General features: G+C 72.5%; 19 protein-coding genes. 13 read left to right on the plus strand and 6 right to left on the minus strand.

The genetic code is table 11. The features are described 5' to 3' along the window. Window positions 1-14 precede the first annotated feature (14 nt). The 4 genes from ACF07V_RS12625 to ACF07V_RS12640 form a co-directional block, all read right to left on the minus strand. On the minus strand, window positions 15-1,046 hold the full coding sequence (locus ACF07V_RS12625; RefSeq protein ID WP_392153618.1) for a PD-(D/E)XK motif protein: 1,032 nt from the start codon (window positions 1,044-1,046) through the stop codon (window positions 15-17). Continuing rightward, window positions 989-2,533: an ATP-binding protein gene (locus ACF07V_RS12630; protein ID WP_392153620.1), complete on the minus strand. Its 1,545-nt coding sequence runs from the start codon at window positions 2,531-2,533 to the stop codon at window positions 989-991. Before ACF07V_RS12630 ends, ACF07V_RS12625 begins: the two co-directional genes overlap by 58 nt. Window positions 2,534-2,663: 130 nt before the next feature. After that, on the minus strand, window positions 2,664-3,053 hold the full coding sequence (locus ACF07V_RS12635) for a very short patch repair endonuclease (protein ID WP_392154188.1): 390 nt from the start codon (window positions 3,051-3,053) through the stop codon (window positions 2,664-2,666). 71 nt (window positions 3,054-3,124) lie between these two features. Then, window positions 3,125-4,120, minus strand: coding sequence for an SEC-C metal-binding domain-containing protein (locus ACF07V_RS12640; protein ID WP_392153622.1), 996 nt, complete (start codon window positions 4,118-4,120; stop codon window positions 3,125-3,127). 63 nt (window positions 4,121-4,183) lie between these two features. Here ACF07V_RS12640 and ACF07V_RS12645 point away from each other — a divergent pair, with 63 nt between their 5' ends. From ACF07V_RS12645 to ACF07V_RS12655, 3 genes are all read left to right on the plus strand, one after another. Continuing rightward, window positions 4,184-4,999, plus strand: a complete 816-nt coding sequence (locus tag ACF07V_RS12645; protein WP_392153624.1) for a class E sortase — start codon at window positions 4,184-4,186, stop codon at window positions 4,997-4,999. Window positions 5,000-5,163: 164 nt separating this feature from the next. Beyond that, the gene (locus ACF07V_RS12650) at window positions 5,164-5,589 is read left to right on the plus strand and encodes a hypothetical protein (RefSeq protein ID WP_392153626.1); all 426 of its coding nucleotides are present in this window, start codon (window positions 5,164-5,166) and stop codon (window positions 5,587-5,589) included. Window positions 5,590-5,672: 83 nt separating this feature from the next. Next, the gene (locus ACF07V_RS12655; protein ID WP_392153627.1) at window positions 5,673-6,551 is read left to right on the plus strand and encodes a hypothetical protein; all 879 of its coding nucleotides are present in this window, start codon (window positions 5,673-5,675) and stop codon (window positions 6,549-6,551) included. A gap of 91 nt (window positions 6,552-6,642) precedes the next feature. On the opposite strand, the gene ACF07V_RS12660 is transcribed toward ACF07V_RS12655, so the two are convergent. Continuing rightward, window positions 6,643-8,010: an MFS transporter gene (locus ACF07V_RS12660; RefSeq protein ID WP_392153628.1), complete on the minus strand. Its 1,368-nt coding sequence runs from the start codon at window positions 8,008-8,010 to the stop codon at window positions 6,643-6,645. 91 nt (window positions 8,011-8,101) lie between these two features. On the opposite strand from ACF07V_RS12660, the gene ACF07V_RS12665 reads away from it, so the two are divergent. The 4 genes from ACF07V_RS12665 (at window position 8,102) to ACF07V_RS12680 (ending at window position 10,924) form a co-directional block, all read left to right on the plus strand. Beyond that, complete coding sequence (locus tag ACF07V_RS12665) at window positions 8,102-8,632, plus strand: winged helix-turn-helix transcriptional regulator (RefSeq protein WP_392153629.1); 531 nt, start codon at window positions 8,102-8,104, stop codon at window positions 8,630-8,632. Between the two features lie 173 nt (window positions 8,633-8,805). Continuing rightward, a complete protein-coding gene (locus ACF07V_RS12670; protein ID WP_392153630.1) occupies window positions 8,806-9,102 on the plus strand; it encodes a DUF6412 domain-containing protein in 297 nt (98 codons plus the stop codon). A gap of 103 nt (window positions 9,103-9,205) precedes the next feature. Beyond that, the gene (locus tag ACF07V_RS12675; RefSeq protein ID WP_392153631.1) at window positions 9,206-9,928 is read left to right on the plus strand and encodes a YidC/Oxa1 family membrane protein insertase; all 723 of its coding nucleotides are present in this window, start codon (window positions 9,206-9,208) and stop codon (window positions 9,926-9,928) included. A gap of 138 nt (window positions 9,929-10,066) precedes the next feature. Beyond that, the gene (locus ACF07V_RS12680) at window positions 10,067-10,924 is read left to right on the plus strand and encodes a fumarylacetoacetate hydrolase family protein (protein ID WP_392153633.1); all 858 of its coding nucleotides are present in this window, start codon (window positions 10,067-10,069) and stop codon (window positions 10,922-10,924) included. A gap of 169 nt (window positions 10,925-11,093) precedes the next feature. Here the strand turns inward: ACF07V_RS12680 and ACF07V_RS12685 are convergent, their stop codons facing one another. After that, entirely contained in the window at window positions 11,094-12,185 is a 1,092-nt protein-coding gene (locus ACF07V_RS12685) for a Gfo/Idh/MocA family oxidoreductase (RefSeq protein ID WP_392153635.1), read from the minus strand. Window positions 12,186-12,241: 56 nt separating this feature from the next. On the opposite strand from ACF07V_RS12685, the gene ACF07V_RS12690 reads away from it, so the two are divergent. From ACF07V_RS12690 to ACF07V_RS12715, 6 genes are all read left to right on the plus strand, one after another. Beyond that, complete coding sequence (locus ACF07V_RS12690; RefSeq protein ID WP_392153636.1) at window positions 12,242-13,357, plus strand: ROK family protein; 1,116 nt, start codon at window positions 12,242-12,244, stop codon at window positions 13,355-13,357. A gap of 268 nt (window positions 13,358-13,625) precedes the next feature. Beyond that, the gene (locus ACF07V_RS12695) at window positions 13,626-14,567 is read left to right on the plus strand and encodes a hypothetical protein (RefSeq protein WP_392153638.1); all 942 of its coding nucleotides are present in this window, start codon (window positions 13,626-13,628) and stop codon (window positions 14,565-14,567) included. Between the two features lie 50 nt (window positions 14,568-14,617). Next, window positions 14,618-15,376, plus strand: a complete 759-nt coding sequence (locus ACF07V_RS12700; RefSeq protein WP_392153639.1) for a GntR family transcriptional regulator — start codon at window positions 14,618-14,620, stop codon at window positions 15,374-15,376. A gap of 134 nt (window positions 15,377-15,510) precedes the next feature. Next, window positions 15,511-16,632, plus strand: a complete 1,122-nt coding sequence (locus ACF07V_RS12705) for a TIGR03364 family FAD-dependent oxidoreductase (RefSeq protein ID WP_392153641.1) — start codon at window positions 15,511-15,513, stop codon at window positions 16,630-16,632. 5 nt (window positions 16,633-16,637) lie between these two features. Then, entirely contained in the window at window positions 16,638-17,315 is a 678-nt protein-coding gene (locus tag ACF07V_RS12710; RefSeq protein WP_392153643.1) for a phosphonatase-like hydrolase, read from the plus strand. Beyond that, complete coding sequence (locus tag ACF07V_RS12715; protein WP_392153644.1) at window positions 17,312-18,364, plus strand: ABC transporter ATP-binding protein; 1,053 nt, start codon at window positions 17,312-17,314, stop codon at window positions 18,362-18,364. The genes ACF07V_RS12710 and ACF07V_RS12715 overlap by 4 nt, the downstream gene beginning before the upstream one ends. The last annotated feature ends 62 nt before the right edge of the window (window positions 18,365-18,426 follow it).

Raw genomic sequence — 18,426 nt, forward strand, 5'->3', positions numbered from 1 at the left:
TAATTCCTCGGACGTCAGGGGAGTGAAATGTCGGTGAGGGCGGACGGCGCCCCCCCGGAGGGGGGTAGACCCGTCACGTCGACGGTGTAGGTGATGTCGCCTATGCGGTCGCGCATTTCCGGAGGAACGGCCGACTCGTCCAGGCGTGGCACTGTGCCGTCCACACGAAGGGGTACGACCGCGGAACGCAGGTGCCACCGCTCGTCGTCGGGCATGTCCGGTCGCCACCCCGAGGCGGAGAGTTTGTGATCGAGGCGATCCACCAGAGACGGTGCATGCTCGGAGACGTTGCGGCGAACGGCACGCGCACAGTCGGACAGGGTCCTGCCATGACCGCCCCCGCGCGTGAGCTGTATGGAGACCAGCCAGAGGTCCCTGTTGGGCGCCGGACTGAGCTGGCCGAGACCGTGAACGACGTGTCGTCGGCGTTCGGAGGCGGTGGTCTTCACCTCGACGTCGACCTCGGGAAGTCCGAAGTCGTGCTCCTCTCCCTCGGGGCCGATCCACGAGTCCACCGCTGTCGACCAGCCGTGAGCCGCGGCCACCGAACCGAGGACGGCCAGCTCTCCCATGAGGCCGATGCGTTTCGCGGCGCCGATGTCCCGGGAGCGACCCAGGAGGGCGCTCCACGCACGCACCGTCTCCGAGAATGCCTGCTCCAGGGACCGGTCGTGGGTGATGATGCGGTCGGCGATCGCATTCAGGAGGTCGTGGAAGTCGCGGAGGAGCGGTTCCTGCGTGGTCCTGATGCGAGCCATGCGCATGCCGTGTACGGCGATGGTGTCGATGATGACGGACGGCAGGGGCGAGGTGGGCGGGCGGTGTCGCCCCGTGAGCTCGACGTGCAGGGCGATGCCCTGGCCGCCGTCCCCCACGACGTAGGTGACCTCGGGGTGGGATCCGGGTGGGGACAGCCTGTAGGTGGTCGCCTGCCGGGCTCCGAGGTAGTGCTCCACCGCGGTCCACCGCACCTGGGCGTCGGGCGTCGTCACTGTTCGCTCCCGCGGATTTCCGACCGTACCGCCGAGACCAGGATCGACTGCCACAACTGCAGGTTGTCCTTTTCGCGACTCCCGCTGTACTCCTTCTCGAAGGTCTGGTGGAGCAGGAGGTAGAGCATGGCCTTCACCAGCGGGGCGTCGTGGACGTCGCGCGCCTTCCCTCCGAGGATCGCGTCGCGGTAGTGGTCGTTGAGAACGATGGTCCGGTGTTCCCGATCGATGTCGAAGAGCAGCTCGTTTCCGAGGCGGCGCCATTCGACGGAGATGGGGGTCTCGTGGGGAAGCGTCGGCGACTCCTCGACGATCGTTTCGCGGAGTGCGGGCGCGAATCCCTCACCGGGGGCGATCACTGCCCTGCGCGTCGTTCCGGCACGCTTTCGAGCCTCCCTGTACGCCGTGTCCGCGGCCGCCAGGTAGTCGAGGAACGTGGGAACGGTGTCTCCCTCGGCCACGCCCTCGGTCGCCGTCTCCAGTGCCGCGCTGAACTCCGGTGACGTCTCGACGCCGGACTTCTTGACGGTGAGGCGGAACACGTCGCCCGCGCCGTCCGGGAGATCGACGGCCACCCGGGCCAGGGAGAGGTGCTGTTCGGGCTGCCGGAAATTGTTCCAGCCGCCGGCCTGCACGAGGCGGTCGTGGCGGTAGAAGAAGAAGCCCTGGCGGTCGAGGACCGAGCCGATCGCCTTGTACTCGTCGAGATTGGACTTCGGAGTCCAGACGTGGGCCGTGAGACCGACGTTGCCGACTCCCGGCAGAGCGGTGGTGAACAACTGCGGATAGCCGGGTGCGCCCGACACCGGGTAGCCGAAGGGATCCAACGGCTCCACGCCGAAGTTCATGTACACCGACCCTGTACGGACGTCCTCGACCGCGATGGTGATGTTGAAGTCCTCGCGCGCCAGGAAGCGGTGCAGGTGGAGGCCCAGATGGAGTCCCAGTTTGTTGATGGTGCGCTGGAGGTAGCGGTCCGTCTGCCCGCCGCCCCCGTGCTTCGGGAAGTCCTTGACCCCGTCCCACCGGACGACGGTGCCCTGCCATGTGATGGGCCGGCCGTCGTCGTAGCGGTCGATCAGGGTCTGGGCGTAGTCGGGGGTGACGATGTCGCACTGGAATCCGGAGACCGCCCGTTCCATGAGCCAGCGACGGCCCACCGCCCGGGTGCGCTTGGTGGTGCTGACGACCGTGACGGCCGTTGCGTGGCTGAGGGAGGCCGACTTGAGACCGGTACCGAACATCCCTAGTGCGTCGGGTGCGTAGTCGCGCCGACCGCCGACGGTCATGGCGACATCCAGCTCCTCCTCGGTCATGCCGCGACCGTCGTCCACCACGAGAAGGCTCACCAACTGGTCGCCGTCGCGGAGAAAATGAATGACGACGTCCTTGGCGCCGGCGTCGATCGAATTGTCGACGAGGTCGGCGACAGCCACCTCGAACCCGTATCCCTGACTGCTCAGCGCTTCCATGTATCGCGAGTCGGGAGGGAGCACCTTGCTCCCGGCGACTGGAACGTCGAACTGCCAGGCCTGAGTCATGGGGTTGCCTCGGGTTGTCGATGTGAGGACGGGTCGAACAGTGACGGTAGACCACCGGTCCGACTGTCCGTCAAAGCTCTCGGATCTTCGCGGAGAGCTCCTGCGGCCCCGGGGCCCGCGGCGGTCGGCCTCAGCCTCGATCCCGCTCGGCGCCCTCGGCCTTCGCATCGATGACGACACGCGCGATCTCGCGTTCGTCCTCGTGCTCCCAGAAGCGGAGCACGGTCCACCCCTGGGCTTCCAGGTGCTCGGTCGTCTCGCGGTCCCTGGCCATGTTCTTGTCGAGCTTGGCCCGCCACCACTCCGCGTTGGCCTTCGGCTGCGTGGCGTGCTGGGGGCAGCCGTGCCAGAAGCAGCCGTCGAGAAAGACGGCGATCTTGGCCGGGCCGAAGACGATGTCGATCGTGCGGCGGGGCATGCCCGGGACCGGGACGTTGACGCGGTACCGCAGGCCCGAGGCGTGCAGGAGGCGGCGTACCGCCAGCTCCTGAGCGGTGTCGCGGGAGCCCTGCCGGCTCATGCGGGCCGAGACGGCGGGGGAGGACGGAACGGCTTCGGACACACCTGCATTCTGCCGGACGGCAGGATGCCTCACTCCGCCCCGTGGCACTCCCCATAAGTCCGTCCCGAGCCGCACCAGCACTCCGCTCCCCGTGCCGGCGGCCACGCAGTCGCGCGGGCCCTTGCCGCCAGGGTCGTGGCGTACTGGGGGAGGAGGTCCGCGTTTGCTGGGGAGGTGGATTCTGAGGCCGCGAAGGCTTCGTACGAGGGGACCGTGGCTCGGACGATGCCCAGGTTCGGGGTGCCGGCCTGGGAGAGTTCGCGGAGGGACGCTTCGATGTCCGTCAGGTGGGCGCGGTACGTGGGGTACTCGGCCTCCAGTTCCGGATAGGCCGCCAGGAGTTCGTCCAGTTCCGGTTCCGGCCAGTGGAGGACCGCGACCGGGAACGGGCGGGACAGGGCCGTGCGGTACGTGCCCAGTTCCGAGCGGAGGCGGGTGATCTCCGCCTGGAGTTCCGCCGGGTCCGAGGAGCCGAGGGACCACAGGCGCTTCGGGTCGTGAAGTTCGTCCAGGCCGACCGTGCCGGTGTGCAGGTGGTCCGCCCGTACGTCCCAGGCGTCGTGCTCCCGTGCCAGCATGCGGCGGATTCGGTGGCGGGTGATGAGGAGGGACTGGGTGGGGTGGGGGAGGTCCGCACCCGCTGTCAGGAGCGTTGCCGCCTCCGTCAGGGTCGACTCCGCCGCCTCCAGCTCGTCGTGCGCCTCCAGGGTCTCCGCCGCGATCTGCCAGGGCGCGGCGTCCGAGGGCTTCGTCCGCCGGATGCCGTCGATGATCGCCCGCGCCTCGGCCTCGTGGCCGTACTCCCACAGGTTCGCCGCCTTCAGCGCCCTGATCAGGTGCGGGTTCGCCGGCTCCCCGGAGAGGAGCTCGTCGTACAGGGCCGTCGCGCCCGGGCGGTCTCCCGCCAGTTCCCGGTGGGCCGCGGCCTGGAGGTGGAGGGGCTCCCGGTCTCCCGGGTACTGCGCGGCCGTGCGCAGCAGACGCTCGGCTTCGGTCGTGTGGGCGGCAGGCGTGTCGGGGCGCATGTCCTCCACCGTACTGCTGTACGGGCCTGGAGAGTTGGCGCCTCAGCGCTTATCGTGCCCCGCGTGCGGGCCAGGGTGCGGGAGCGGGTGCCGGTCGTCGTCCAGACGGGAGGACGATCCCGTACGGGCGCACGCGCGCTGTGGCTGAGCGCCGAGACCGTCGTCACCTGCGGGGTTCTCATCCTGCTTCTTGTCGTCCATCAGCTCTGGTGGACGAATCGGGAGGCCCGCGCCGAGGCCCGGGACCAGGTGCGGGTTCTTGAGCGGGAGTGGGACATCTCTCCCCCCGTTCCGGACGAGAGCGGTGTTCCCGGTGATGCGCCGTCCGGCGGTTCCGTCGAGGGGGTAAGGGAGTCCCCGGCCCTTGGGGCTTCGGCGTCCTCGGTGCCGTCGAGCGCCGCGGGGCCGACCCGTACCGGTTCCCCCGGGTCCTCCGACGCCTTCGCCGTCCTCCGTATCCCCCGGCTCGGGCTCACCGTCCCCGTCGCCGAAGGGGTCTCCAAGCGGTCCGTCCTCGACAAGGGGTACGCCGGGCACTATCCCGGCACCGCCGGGCCCGGGCGTGTCGGGAACTTCGCGCTCGCCGGGCACCGGAACACGCACGGCGAGCCCTTCCGGTACATCAACCGGCTCGGGAAGGGGGACGAGATTTCCGTGCGTACGCGTGCGCGTACCTATGTCTATCGCGTTGACCTGGTGGTTCCTTCCACCTCTCCCCGCGATGTCGGGGTCATCCGCGCCGTTCCCCGGTCCCTCGTCAAGCCCTCCTACGGGTACGACGCCCCCGGCGCCTATCTCACCCTCACCACCTGCACCCCCGAGTTCAGCAGCACCTACCGGCTCGTCGTCTGGGCCAAGCTCGTCTCGACACGGGGCTAGGGGCCGCCCGTTCCACCTGTCCCGGGCGTCCCGGGTGTCCCGGGGCGTGGGGCGGGACACGCGGATCCTCGCTTCCTCGGGCAAGGATTCGAGCCGGCCCGGCGGTGTCCTGATCACCGGCGGGCGCATTCGAATCCATTCGTTGCATCACAAGGAGTGACGACATGCGCCGTATTCGTACGATCACGCTGACCTCGGGCGCCCTCGCTCTGGCCGGTCTCGCCGCCACCTCCGTCGCGCTCGCGCCGGCCGCCTCGGCCTCGGCCCAGGGCTGCGTCGTCAGCAGCATCACCACCGGCGGGTGGGAGCAGCAGGGCACCATCGCCACCAAGGCCTCGAGCGGCTGCCTCGACCTCAACCTGACCTACTCGTACAACACCAACAGCCGCACGTTCGACTACTACGGCGGCCGCTACAAGAAGTCCAACGGGACCTGGGTCACCGGTTCCAAGGGCTACGTCCAGGCGTGGGACGGCTACCACAGCATCAACGACTCGACGATGACGCTGGTCACCGACCTCTCCGCCGGTACGCAGTTCACCGTCGCCAGCTACCTGGACGGTGGCGACAACGTGCAGATCACCCACTGATCCGTCGGTCGTCCGACCTGCCGTGGGGCCGCTTTCGGGGCGGCCCCACCGTCCCTGGAGCAAGCGTGAAGGTGTGGGGTGTTGTGGTGCTGAAGACGCGGGTCCTCGCCGCGGTCCTCGGCGCTGTCGTCGTGTCGACCGTTCTCACGGCGTGCGGGGCTTCCGTGCCCGGTTCCTCCGCGCCGCCCCTCTCCCTGCCGTCGGGCGACGCGCGGCCTCCCGGTGTCCGGAAGGGAGTGCCGCAGGACATCACGGCCATGATCCTGCCCGCGACCGGTGCCGACACCCGGCTGACCCGGGGGCTCGACGGCTTCGCGCAGACGCTCGGTCATGCGCGGCTCCGCGAGTGCGTCCAGCGGCAGGGGGTGAGCTTCCCGGACGTTCCCCCGCCGGCGTACATCGGCTGGTCCGACCTTCCCGACCTGGAATTCATCGGGCGTCACGGCCTCACCCTGAACGTCCCGGTGCCGCAATCGGAATCATCAATTCCGGCCGGCCGGAAGGACCCGGGGGTCCAGCGGCGCTGTGGGCAGGACGCCCGCGCCGTCGTCAAGGAGTTCAAGGACCTCTACGGACCGCTCCAGTCGCAGTGGTGGCCCGAGGTCTCCGCCGTCCGTGACGACCCGCGGTCCCGCGAGGCCCTCCGGGGGCTCCCTGGCTGTCTCGACCGGTACGGCATCCACGTCGACGGCCAGGAGGGCTTCTTCGCCCTGGTCGACCGCACGGTCCAGGGCATCGAGGACCCGGCCGAGGCCGCCCGCGCCGACCGGGGGCTCGGGGCGGCGTACTCCGTGTGCATGGCTCCCGTGGAGGTCGTGCGGGAGCTGCTGCGCATCAGTCGCCGAACGGTCTTCCAGGAGTCTCACCGCGATGAGATCGCCGCTCTGCGGCGGACGCTGCCCTCCCGCATCCGCGAGTTCGAGCGGCGTTACGGGGTCACGTTCGCCCAGCCCGTTCCGTGAGCCTCTCCATGGGCGTCTCCGTGAGTGCCTCCAGGAGGCGATCCGCCGGCCCGTTCCGTGAGCGTCCCACGCGCACGCGTAGCTCGGGATTTCACCCGCGCCCTCTCCCCAGTACGAGCGTCAGCACCCCTCCCGTGACCGCCAGGCCGGCCGACACCAGGAGTGCCGTGTCCGGGCCCGTCGTCACCAGGGCCAGCGTCAGGGCCACGCCCGCCGACGAGCCGATGTAGCGGGCGGTGTTGTTGGCGCCCGAGCCCATCGCCGCCCGCTCCGGCGGCACCGAGTCCACCGCGAGCCGGGGCAGCGCCGCGTTCAGGAGGCCGCTGCCCACGCCTGCCGCCAGGAGGCCGGGAACCAGTCGTGGCCAGGGGCCTTCCAGGGTGCCGAGGAGGGCGAGGATTCCCGCCGCTGACAGGGCGAAGCCCAGAGCCAGTTGGTGCGCGGCCGAGAGCCGGCCCGCGAGGCGGCGGGCCTGGAGCGCCGCCACGAACGCCGTGCCCGACCAGAGGAGGAAGAGCCAGGCCGTCGTGAGCGGTGACATTCCGGCCCCGCCCTGGAGCAGTGCCGGCACCACGCTGAACAGGCCGATCACCGCCAGGCCCGTGAACAGCGCCCCGAGCGTCGACGCCAGGAACGCCGGCCTCCGCAGCAGCGCCAGGTCCACCATGGGCGTACGGCTCCGGTGCTCGACCGCCACGAACAGGGCCGTCAGCGCGGCCGATGCGAGGAGCAGGAGGCCCACCGGGGCCCGCAGCCAGCCGTCCCGGCCCAGGGTCAGGGCCGTGAGCAGCGCCGCCAGGGCCAGGCCGAGGGCGAGCGCGCCGGGGATGTCCGGGCGCCCCCTGCCCGACGGGGCCGTCGCCTCCTTCGGCAGCGTCCGCGCCCCCGCCGCCGCGATCGCCAGTGCCGCCGCGCCCAGCGCCCCGTACGCCAGGCGCCAGTCGGCCAGGCTCAGCGCGCCCGCGAGGAGGGGGCCGAGGGCGATGCCGCCGCTGACGGAGGCGCCCCAGATCCCGGTGGCCCTGATCCGGTCACGGCCCGCCGGGTACGCGTGGGCGAGCAGGCCCAGGCTGCCCGCCAGGACGGCGGCGCTCGCCGCGCCCTGCGCGATCCGGGCCGCGGTGAAGGTGAGCGTCGAGCCGGCGAGGGCGCCGAGCGCGGTGGTGAGGCCGAGGGTGAGGGTGCCGAGGAGGAAGACCCGGCGCCGTCCGTGCGTGTCGGCGAGGCTGCCGGCCACCAGAAGGAGGACGGCGAGGCCGAGCGGGGTGCCGTTGAGCAGCCAGGCCTGTGCCGAGGCCGGGGTCCCGAAGGCGGCGGCCATGTCCGGGAGGGTCAGCATCGGGGCCGTGTAGTTCATCAGCGCGACCGCGGTGGCGGCGGCCGTGACGGCGAGCGTCGCCCGGGGGCGGCCGGAGCGGGTGGGGGACCCGCGCCGGGGCGTGGTGGCGAGCTGGGACATGGCAGGGACCTCCACCTGTCGGTTCGGTGAATGAACTCACCGTAGCAGGGTTGGTTCGTTCAATGAACCTTGCGTCGGTACGATGGATCCCATGGCTCTCGGTAAGGACTACGCCCAGCAGCAGTGCTCCATCGCCCGCGCCCTGGAGGCCGTCGGCGAACGCTGGACCCTGCTCGTCGTCCGCGACGTCTTCTACGGCGTCCGCCGCTACAACGACTTCCTCGTCCACCTCGGCATCCCCCGCGCCGTCCTCGCCGCCCGCCTCCAGGCCCTCGTCGAGGCCGGCGTCCTCGACCGGCGCCGCTACCAGGAGTCGCCCCCGCGCGACGAGTACGTGCTCACCGAACGCGGCCTCGAACTCTGGCCCGTCCTGCGCGCGCTCGGCGCCTGGGGCCGTGGCGAGGCCCCCGGAGCCGTACCGCTGCGCCACTTCCACCACGCCGACTGCGGCACCGAACTCGGCCCGTACGGCGACTGCCCCTCCTGCCGCGTCCCCGTGCCGCTCGCCGACGTCGAGATGCGGCCCGGCGCCGGGCTCGACCCGGACCCCGCCGACCCCGTCAGCCGCGCCCTCCTCCGGCCCCGCCGCCTCCTCGTCCCCCTGGAGCACGCGAGTTCCTGAGTGGACGGCCGCGGACGACCGCGGATGACCCACGTCACGGGACCGCGGATGACACACGTCACGGGAACCGAGGATGACCCACGTCACGGGACCGCGGATGACGCACGTCACGGGAACTTCCGTGCCTCCCCGTGCGTCCTCACCCTGAGACAGCAGCGAGAGGAGGTGACGGGATGACGATCAGGGCCCTGGTCCTGCGCCTCGTCGCGCCCCTGTTCTTCCTGCTCGCCCTCGCCGATCTGCTCCTCTCCGACGGCGCGAGCATCTCCGCCGCCGTCGCCCTCGCCGCGACCGGCGTCGTCTGCGCCCTCTTCGGAGCCCGTACGGCCCCCGCCGTGCAGCCCACCGCCGTCCGCACCGCCATACGCGACCGCGAGCGGCGCACCGCCTTCCTGCCCCAGCGCGACCCCGACGCCGCAGGGCGCCGCAGACCCCGCGCTCCCGGCCGTCTCCTCCCGACGGCCGCGTAGGGAGCCCGTACCACCGCACCCGTACAGCGAGCAGCACCTCTCGCGGATCCGTCATGCCGAATTCCCGCATCCCCGGCACGACGAGACCCCACGGAGGGCTCCCTTGAACGTCTTCGCTTCCCTGGTCGAGCAGCTCGCCGACCTGCTCCAGCCGCTGTTCGCCACCACCGCCACCGCCGCCGCGATCGTCCTCTTCACCCTGCTCGTACGGCTCGCGATCCACCCGCTCTCCCGGGCCGCCGCCCGCGGCCAGAAGGCCCGCACCCGGCTCGCCCCGCAGCTCGCCGCGCTCCGCAAGAAGCACGCCAAGAACCCCGAGAAGCTCCAGAAGGCGATCATGGAGCTGCACGCCGAGGAGAAGGTCTCTCCACTCGCCGGCTGCCTGCCGAGCCTGCTCCAGGCGCCCGCGTTCTTCCTGATGTTCCACCTCTTCTCCAGCGGGCGGATGACCGGGCACACCCTCTTCGCCGCCCCGCTCGGCGACCACTACGCCGACGCCCTCGCCCACGGCGGCGTCCTCGGCCCGGCCGGCCTGGTCTACCTCGTGCTCTTCGCGATCGTCGCCGCCGTCGCCACGTACAACTACCTGCGGGCGAAGCGCCAGCAGGCCCTCGCCCCGGCCGTCGAGCCCGGCGGGCCGGGCGCCGCGCTCGCCGCCGGGATGGCCCGCTACCTGCCGCTGCTCTCCTTCGCGACCCTGATCTCCGTCGCCGTCGTCCCGCTGGCCGCCGCGCTCTACATCGTGACCAGCACCACGTGGACCGCCGTCGAGCGGGCCTTCCTCTACCGGGACATGCCTCAGGCGGCCGTGGTTACTCCCGCGTAAGGGTCCAGTGTGTGAACGGGGTCTTGCAGAGTGACCTCTTCTCTTGGAGGATCGACCAATCCTCCGATGGCCGCACTCCATCGGCCGGGGCACCCTCGGGGCCCTTCCCGGGCCCACCTCGACCACAGGGAGAAGACCATGAAGCTGCTGCGTGTCGGTCCGGCGGGAGCCGAGCGTCCCGCCCTGCTCGACCAGGACGGAACGCTCCGCGACCTGTCCGCCCTCGTCGACGACATCGACGGCAGTCTGCTCGCCGACGCCTCCGCCCTCGACCGCGTCCGCGGCGCGGCGGCCGCCGGGGTGCTGCCCGCGCTCGACGCCACCGGACTGCGCGTCGGCCCGCCGGTCGCCCGGATCGGCAAGGTCGTGTGCATCGGGCTGAACTACCACGGGCACGCCGCCGAGACCGGTCAGGCCACCCCCGCCGAGCCCGTCGTCTTCCTCAAGGCCGCCGACACCGTCGTCGGCCCGGACGACACCGTGCTCGTACCCCGCGGCTCGGTGAAGACCGACTGGGAGGTGGAGCTCGCGATCGTCATCGGCCGCACCGCCCGCTACCTGGAGACCGACGAGCAGGCCCTCGCGCACGTCGCCGGGTACGCGGTCGCCCACGACGTCTCCGAGCGCGAGTGGCAGATCGAGCGCGGCGGCACCTGGGACAAGGGCAAGAACGCCGAGACCTTCAACCCGCTCGGCCCCTGGCTCGTCACCGCCGACGAGGTGCCGGACCCGCAGGACCTCGGCCTGAAGCTGTGGGTCAACGGCGAGCTCAAGCAGGACGGCCACACCTCGGACCAGATCTTCCCCGTCGCGGAGGTCGTCCGGTACGTCAGCCGGTTCATGACCCTCTACCCCGGCGACATCATCAACACCGGTACGCCCGCGGGCGTCGCCATGGGGCAGCCGGAGCCCAAGCCGTACCTGCGCCCCGGCGACGTGGTCGAGCTGGAGGTCGAGGGCCTCGGCCGACAGCGGCAGGAGCTCAAAGGCGCCTGACGGCGCAGGTCGGTGTCGGTGATCCGCGCCTGACCGCATGGGTACGAAAGGGGCGGCGTTCCGCGTGGAGCGTCGCCAATTTCGTACCCTTTTCGCGTCGGCCTCGCCCTCGGTGGTGGCGCGTTGGTGTCCGTCAGCCGTCGTCGGAGGGGTGTGAGCCGAGCCGTTGTCACAGGGAGACCGTGCGGCCCTCGCGGGCGGAGGCCCGAGCCGCCTCCAGGACGTCGAGGGCGGCGGCCGCCTCGTGCGCGGTGACCGGGTTCGGTCCGGTGCCGCGCACCGCGGCGGCGACGGCCGCGTAGTACGCCGGGTAGGCGCCCGGCAGCGACTCCACCGGGATGCCGCCGCCCGTCAGCGGCGATTCCCCGGATCCGATCCGGCCCCAGAGCCCCTCGGGCTCGGCGCCCCAGACGGCTCCGGGCCCGGGCCGCAGGCCCGCGCGGAGGTCGGCCTCCTGGGGGTCGAGCCCGTACTTCACGAAGCCCGCGCGCTGCCCGAGCACCCGGAAACGGGGCCCCAGCTGGGCGGTCGTGGCGCTCACGTACAGGTGGGAGCGGACCCCGTTCGCGTGCGTGAGCGCCAGGAACGTGTCGTCGTCGGCCTCGGCGCCCGGCCGGCGCACGTCCGACTCGGCGTACACGGAGACCACCGGGCCGAAGAGCACGAGGGCCTGGTCGACGACGTGGCTGCCCAGGTCGTACAGGAGCCCGCCGATCTCCTCGGGCGCGCCGGACTCGCGCCAGCCGCCCTTGAGCTGCGGCCGCCACCGCTCGAAGCGGGACTCGAAACGCTGGACCTCGCCGAGCGTGCCCTCGGCCAGGAGCCGGCGCAGGGTGCGGAAGTCGCTGTCCCAGCGGCGGTTCTGGAAGACCGAGAGCAGCAGGCCGCGCTCTTCGGCGAGGGCGGCGAGCGCGCGGGCCTCGGCGGCGGTCCCGGCGAGCGGCTTGTCGACGACGACCGGGAGACCGGCCTCCAGGGCGGCCGTGGCCACGGCGACGTGCGTCTTGTTGGGGGAGGCGACGACGATCAGGTCCAGCTCCTCCGCGCCCTGCTCCCACAGCTCCTCGGGGCGGGCGGCGACCCGGACGCCGGGGTGGGCGGCGCGGGCCTCGGCGGCCCGCTCGGGGTTGCCGGTGGTGACGGCGGCGAGGTCGAGGTCCTCGGAGGCGGCGATCAGCGGGGCGTGGAAGACGGAGCCCGCGAGGCCGTAGCCGACGAGTCCGACGCGGAGCGGGGTGCGGGGATCGGTGCTGCCAGTCATGGATTCCACTTAAGCAACGCTGTTGCCAAAGTGCAAGCGACCGCCACAATGGGGGAGTGAGGAAAGACCTGGTGGGAGTGAACGTGCCGGCCCTGCGCAGCCACAACGCGGCGCTCGTGCTCGATCTGCTGCGCACGGCGGGCGAGAGCGGAATCAGCCGCCTGGAGCTGGCCGAGCGGACCGGGCTCACCCCGCAGGCCGTCAGCAAGATCACCGCGCGGCTCCGCGCCGAGGGCCTCGCCGCGGAGGCCGGCCACCGCGCCTCGACCGGCGGCAAGCCCCGAACGGTCCTGCGCCTGGTGCCCTCCGCCGCGTACGCCGTCGGGATCCACCTCGACCGCGACGAGCTCACGGCCCTCCTGACCGACCTCGCGGGCACCACCCTGGCGGCGCGCCGCCGCCCCGTGGACCTGGGCGCGGGGGCGGGGCCGGTCCTGGACGTGGTGACGGAGGAGGTACGTGAGCTCCTCGACGGGTTCCCGCCGGGCGGGAGCGCACGGGAAGCGGCTCCGACGCCCGGAGCGGTCCCGGCCCCCGGGACCCTCCTCGGCGTCGGGGTCGCCATGCCCGGCCCCCTCGACCACCGGGCCGGGGTGCCGGGCCGCGTCACCGGCTTTCCCGAATGGGCCGGTCATCCCGTACGGGACGAGCTGGCCGCACGCCTCGGGCTGCCGGTCGTCCTCGACAAGGACACCAACGCCGCCGCCCTCGGGCTCGCCCTGCGCCCCGGCGCCCCCGGCTCCTTCGCCTACGTCCACCTCGGTACGGGGCTCGGCGCCGGCCTCGTCCTCGGCGGCGCGCCCCTGCGCGGGGACAGGACCGGGGCGGGCGAGCTCGGCCACCAGACCGTCCAGCTCGACGGACCGCCGTGCGGCTGCGGCGGGCGCGGCTGCCTGGAGGTGCTGTGCCTCGCGGCCGTCGCGCGCGGCGAACTCGCCGAGGCCGCGCGGATCCTGGGCACGGGCGCGGCCAACCTCGTCCGGCTCCTCGACATCGACCAGGTCCTCCTGGGCGGCCGGGTGGTGCTCGCCGCGCCGGAGGTCTTCGCGGAGGGGGTACGGGAGGTGCTGGGCGGCCTCGGCCTGACGGCCCCGGTGGGCCTCGCAACGGGGCCGGACGCGGTGGCGGAGGGCGCGGCGTGGCTGACCCTGGCTCCGGTCTTCGGGAAGTGAGCCGACCTCACACCGGTCTTCGGGGCATGAGTGGACGTCGCTCCGGTCTTCGGGACGCGAGCCGACCTCGCCCCGGTCTTCGGGAAGTGAGTCGGCGCCCCATCCCGCGGCAAGCGGCCGAAGACGATCCGATCATCGGAAAGTAGGCCGATAGGGCGGATTCGGCGGCCCCAACGGGCGTCCCCCCGGCGTTGCTGCCCCACCTACCCCCTCCCGCATGGCAGCGTCGCCGCCGTCCCCGTGCCCGCGAGCAGCAAAGGCCCGTCCCATGGCCCCCGCACCCCTGCGCCTCCGCGGCGTCCGCACCGCGACCGTGGCCGCCGCAGCGGCGGCTGCCACGGTGACCATCGCCGCCCCGGCCCCCGCCGCCCCCGCCCCCGATCCGTCCGTCCCCTCGTGCGGCACCCCCGCCGGAGGCGGCTTCCCGCTGGACACCCGGATCCACGGCGGGCCGGCCGACTATCCGGCGGGCGGCCCGTTCCAGGACTGGAAGCTCGACCTCACCAACACCACCGACGCCCCCTGCTCGGAGGTCCACCCGGTGCTCGTCCTCACCGACCGGGACCGGGTCCTGCGCCCGGAGCAGATCCGGTTCGAGTTCTACGACGCCGGGTCGGCGCGCTGGCACCCGGTGGCCTTCGAGTCGACCGACGAGGCCGAGAACGTGGGCGCGTTCACGGGCTTCGGCGGTTTCGCGGTGCCCGCGGGCCGGACGCTCACCGTCCCCGTACGCCTGAGGTTCGAGGCGGAGACGGCACCTGACGAAGTCGTCGTCAACGCGGCCGTCGTGCAGCGGCAGGGGGAGGACGGCGACTGGGTCGGCGAGTCCGGCGACTACCGCCTGACGGTGGGCCCCGCCGCGCCCCGTACACGCGACACGACCGTCCCGGCCGATCCCCCGGCCCCGCCCCGCCCGCCGGCCCCGACCGCACCCACCACCGGGAGAGCCGAGGCCCCCGCCGACACCGAACAAGACGCCGCACAAGACGCCGAACAAGAAACGGAACAAGAAACGGAACAAGAAACCGAGGAAGGCACCGAAGAAGACACCGAGCAGGGCGCCGGCCCAGCCTCCGACCAGGCCCCCGAACTCGCCAGCACAGGAGGGGAGTCCGAGCTGTACGAACGGGTCCTCGCTCCGCTCGCCGCCGGTCTCGTCCTGCTCGGCGCCCTGCTCCTCGGGGCCGCCCGCCGCCGCCGGCACCGCTGAGTCATGCTCCGTACACCTTCCCGTTCATCCCCGTCTGCGACCATCCCCGGATGAACTACCAGAGCAGCCCCGGCGCCCCCGTCCGCTCCGGCATCCCCGAGCACGGCCGCGTCCCCAAGTACTACGCCGTCAAGGCGAAGATCGCCCTGATGGTCGACGAGTTGGGGGAGGGCGGGCTGCTGCCCACCGAGCGCGATCTCGCCGTCCGGTACGAGGTGTCCCGCGAGACCGTCCGGCAGGCGCTGCGCGAACTCCTCCTGGAGGGGCGGCTGCGCCGCCAGGGTCGCGGCACGGTCGTCGCGGGCCCCAAGCTGGAGCAGCCGCTCTCGCTCGCCAGCTACACGGAGGGCGTGCGCCGCCAGGGTCGCCGCCCCGGCCGCAGCCTGATCTCGCTCGACCGGTTCCCCTGCCCGGAGGCGCTCGCCCCCGAGGTCGGTGCCGAACGCGGCGAGCCCGTCTGGCACATGGAGCGCGTGCTGCTCGCGGACGACGAGCGGGTCGGTCTGGAGAGCACGTACGTCTCCGAGGCCCGCGCCCCGCACCTGGACACCGAGTTCGACCCGGACTCCTCCTTCTACGCCTATCTCCACGACCGGCTCGGCATCTCGTTCGGCGACGCCGACGAGCGGATCGAGACCGTCCTCGCGACCCCGCGCGAGGCCCTGCTCATCGGTACGCCGCCGGCGCTGCCGATGCTGCTGCTCCACCGCGTCTCCCGGGACACCTCCGGGCGGCCCCTGGAGCGGGTCCGCACGCTCTACCGGGGGGACAGGTTCAGCTTCACCACCCATCTGGGGCAGCAGGGCTGACCGTCCGAAGGGCCGGACCGGGACCCGTCAGATCACGGAATGGTAACGGGTCTGGTCCAAGCTTGTCGGTCCGTTCACCGTCCCGTCGTCCGCCGGATCCGTCCGGTCCACCCACCGCCGCGACCGTCGTCGTCATGAAGGTGATCGTCGTAGGAGCCGGCGTGGTGGGAACCATGCACGCCTGGCAGGCAATAGAGCGCGGCCACGAGGTCGTACACATCGAGCGCGAGGCCGAGGCGCGCGGGGCGTCCCTCCGCAACTTCGGCCAGATCTGGGTGAGCGGACGGGCGGGCGGGGAGGAGCTCGACACCGCCCTGCGCGCCCGCGAACTCTGGGAGGGCATCGGCGCCCGCGTCCCCGGCCTCGGCTTCCGGGCCATCGGCTCCCTCACCCCCGTACGGAACGAGCGCGAACTCGCCGTCGCCGAGGCCGCCGTGGCCCGCCCCGACGCCGCCGCCCGCGGCTACAAGCTGCTCACGGCCGCCGAGGCCCGCGCGGTCAACCCGGCCCTGCGCGGCGAGTTCGAGGCCGCGCTGTGGTGCGAGCGGGACGCGGCCGTCGAACCGCGCCTCGCCCAGCTCGCCCTCCGCGAGGCCCTCCTCGCCACCGGGAAGTACACCTTCCTGCCGAACCGCGAGGTCCGGGACGTCGTCGGCGAGAACTCGGTCCGGGACGACCGCGGCGAGACCCACACCGGCGACGCCGTCGTCCTGTGCACCGGCGCCTGGCTCTCCGGCCTCGTCCGCGAGGTCGCCGGCGAGATACCGGTCCGCCGCGTCCGCCTCCAGATGATGCAGACCGCGCCCCTCGGCGAGCCGCTCACCACCTCCGTCGCCGACGCCGACTCCTTCCGCTACTACCCGGCGTACGCGTCCCCCGCCCTCGACGCCCTCAACGAGAACCAGGCGCAGGACCCGACCGCCGCCGCCCACAAGATGCAGCTGCTCATGGTGCAGCGGCTCGACGGCGGACTGACCATCGGCGACACCCACGAGTACGAGCACCCCTTCGCCTTCGACACCCTCGAAGACCCCTACGAGCACCTCACCCGCGTCGTCGAGTCCTTCCTCGGCCGCCCGCTGCCGAAGATCCGGCGCCGCTGGGCCGGGGTGTACGCGCAGTGCGTCGACACCAGCCGGGTCGTGCACCGCCAGCGGGTCCGCGACGGCGTGTGGCTGGTGACCGGACCCGGCGGCCGCGGGATGACCTGCTCGCCCGCCATCGCCGAGACGACCGCGAACGAACTGGGCTGGTGAACCACATGACCGACATGAACCTCGTCGTCCTCGACATGGCCGGCACCACCGTCGCCGACGGCGGCCTCGTCGAGCAGGCCTTCACGGCCGCCGCCGAACGCCTCGGCGAAGACCCCGCCACGATGATCGACTACGTCCGCGCCACCATGGGCGAGTCCAAGATCTCCGTCTTCCGCCACCTCTTCGGCGGCGACGAGACCCGCGCACAGCAGGCCAACCTCGCCTTCGAGGCGGCGTACGGAGAGCTGGTCGCCGACGGCCTGATCGCCCCCGTCCCCGGCGCGGCCGAGGCGATCGCCCAGCTGAAGGACCAGGGCCGGACCGTCGTCCTCACCACCGGCTTCGCCCGCGTCACCCAGGACGCCATCCTCGACGCCCTCGGCTGGCGCGACCTCGTCGAGCTGACCCTCTGCCCGGCCGACGCGGGCGGCCGCGGCCGCCCCTACCCGGACATGGTCCTCGCCGCCCTCCTCCGCACCGGCGCCGTGGACGACGTCCGCCAGGTCGCCGTCGCGGGCGACACCTCGTACGACATGCTCAGCGGCGTCCGCTCCGGCGCCGGGATCGTCGCGGGCGTCCTCACGGGCGCGCACGACGAGGCCGCGCTCAAGGAGCACGGCGCCACGCACGTCCTCGCCTCGGTCGCGGAACTCCCGTCCCTGATCAGGGCGTACGAGGCATGACCAGCGGCATCCGATTCGACGGCGTCACCGTCACGTACGGCAGCAACACCGTCCTCGACCACCTCGACCTGACCGTCGAGCCCGGCGAGGTCATGGCCCTCCTCGGGCCCTCAGGCTCCGGCAAGACGACCGCCCTGCGGGCCGTCGCCGGCTTCGTCCGGCCGGCCTCCGGGCGGGTGCTCATCGGCGACCGCGACGTCACCGCGCTCCCGCCGTACAAGCGGGGCATCGGCATGGTCGTCCAGCAGTACGCCCTCTTCCCCCACCTCAGGGTGGACGCCAACGTCGCCTTCGGCCTCAAGGCCCAGAAGGTGCCGAAGGGCGAGATCCCGGGGCGGGTCGCCGAGGCCCTGGAGATGACCGGCATGGCGGCCTACGCCCAGCGCTACCCCCGGGAGCTCTCCGGCGGGCAGCAGCAGCGCGTCGCCATCGCCCGCGCCCTCGCCATCCGCCCGAACGTGCTCCTCCTCGACGAGCCGCTCTCCGCCCTCGACGCCCAGCTGCGCTCCGGGATGCTGGCCGAACTGGCCCGGCTCCACCGCGAACTCCCGGACGTGTCGATCCTGTACGTCACCCACGACCAGGTCGAGGCGCTGACCCTGGCCGACCGGATCGCCGTCATGGACAAGGCGCGGCTCCAGGACTGCGGCACGCCGCAGGAGCTCTACCGGCGTCCCCGTACGGAGTTCACGGCGTCGTTCGTCGGCAACGCGAACCTGCTGCCGGTGACGGTGGGCGTCGACGGGGTCGCCTTCGCGGGGGCCGACCTGAAGGTCCCGGTCTCCGACGTGGCCCCCGGTTCGGCCGCCACCCTCTGCGTACGGCCCCACCTCGTCGGGCTCGGGGAGGGCCCGAACCCCCTCCGGGGCCGGATCGGCGAGGTCCAGTGGCGCGGGTCCACGCACCGGCTGTACGTGGAAGTCGGCGGACATCGCGTCAAGGCTGACGTACGGGAGCTCAGGGAGACGCCGGCCCTCGGGACCGAGGTGACGTTGCACTTCGCGCCGGAGGACGCGGTGCTGCTGGCGCAGGGGGTCAGCGATGGCTAGTCCTGGCACAGGTCTCTTGGAACGGCGGCGCGCACCGGGGGTTGTGCCCACCCGTCCCGCCC

Source organism: Streptomyces sp. NPDC015661, assembly GCF_043077765.1.
In the GTDB taxonomy this organism is placed as follows: domain Bacteria; phylum Actinomycetota; class Actinomycetes; order Streptomycetales; family Streptomycetaceae; genus Streptomyces.

What these genes read in the sequence shown, in the direction of transcription:
- ACF07V_RS12710 (WP_392153643.1), top strand. Translation starts at nt 16,638, where the DNA reads ATGACCGACATGAACCTCGTCGTCCTCGACATGGCCGGCACCACCGTC.
- ACF07V_RS12700 (WP_392153639.1), top strand. Translation starts at nt 14,618, where the DNA reads ATGAACTACCAGAGCAGCCCCGGCGCCCCCGTCCGCTCCGGCATCCCC.
- ACF07V_RS12680 (WP_392153633.1), top strand. Translation starts at nt 10,067, where the DNA reads ATGAAGCTGCTGCGTGTCGGTCCGGCGGGAGCCGAGCGTCCCGCCCTG.
- ACF07V_RS12685 (WP_392153635.1), bottom strand. Translation starts at nt 12,185, where the DNA reads ATGACTGGCAGCACCGATCCCCGCACCCCGCTCCGCGTCGGACTCGTC.
- ACF07V_RS12640 (WP_392153622.1), bottom strand. Translation starts at nt 4,120, where the DNA reads ATGCGCCCCGACACGCCTGCCGCCCACACGACCGAAGCCGAGCGTCTG.
- ACF07V_RS12665 (WP_392153629.1), top strand. Translation starts at nt 8,102, where the DNA reads ATGGCTCTCGGTAAGGACTACGCCCAGCAGCAGTGCTCCATCGCCCGC.
- ACF07V_RS12695 (WP_392153638.1), top strand. Translation starts at nt 13,626, where the DNA reads ATGGCCCCCGCACCCCTGCGCCTCCGCGGCGTCCGCACCGCGACCGTG.
- ACF07V_RS12630 (WP_392153620.1), bottom strand. Translation starts at nt 2,533, where the DNA reads ATGACTCAGGCCTGGCAGTTCGACGTTCCAGTCGCCGGGAGCAAGGTG.
- ACF07V_RS12650 (WP_392153626.1), top strand. Translation starts at nt 5,164, where the DNA reads ATGCGCCGTATTCGTACGATCACGCTGACCTCGGGCGCCCTCGCTCTG.
- ACF07V_RS12635 (WP_392154188.1), bottom strand. Translation starts at nt 3,053, where the DNA reads ATGAGCCGGCAGGGCTCCCGCGACACCGCTCAGGAGCTGGCGGTACGC.
- ACF07V_RS12660 (WP_392153628.1), bottom strand. Translation starts at nt 8,010, where the DNA reads ATGTCCCAGCTCGCCACCACGCCCCGGCGCGGGTCCCCCACCCGCTCC.
- ACF07V_RS12715 (WP_392153644.1), top strand. Translation starts at nt 17,312, where the DNA reads ATGACCAGCGGCATCCGATTCGACGGCGTCACCGTCACGTACGGCAGC.
- ACF07V_RS12705 (WP_392153641.1), top strand. Translation starts at nt 15,511, where the DNA reads ATGAAGGTGATCGTCGTAGGAGCCGGCGTGGTGGGAACCATGCACGCC.
- ACF07V_RS12670 (WP_392153630.1), top strand. Translation starts at nt 8,806, where the DNA reads ATGACGATCAGGGCCCTGGTCCTGCGCCTCGTCGCGCCCCTGTTCTTC.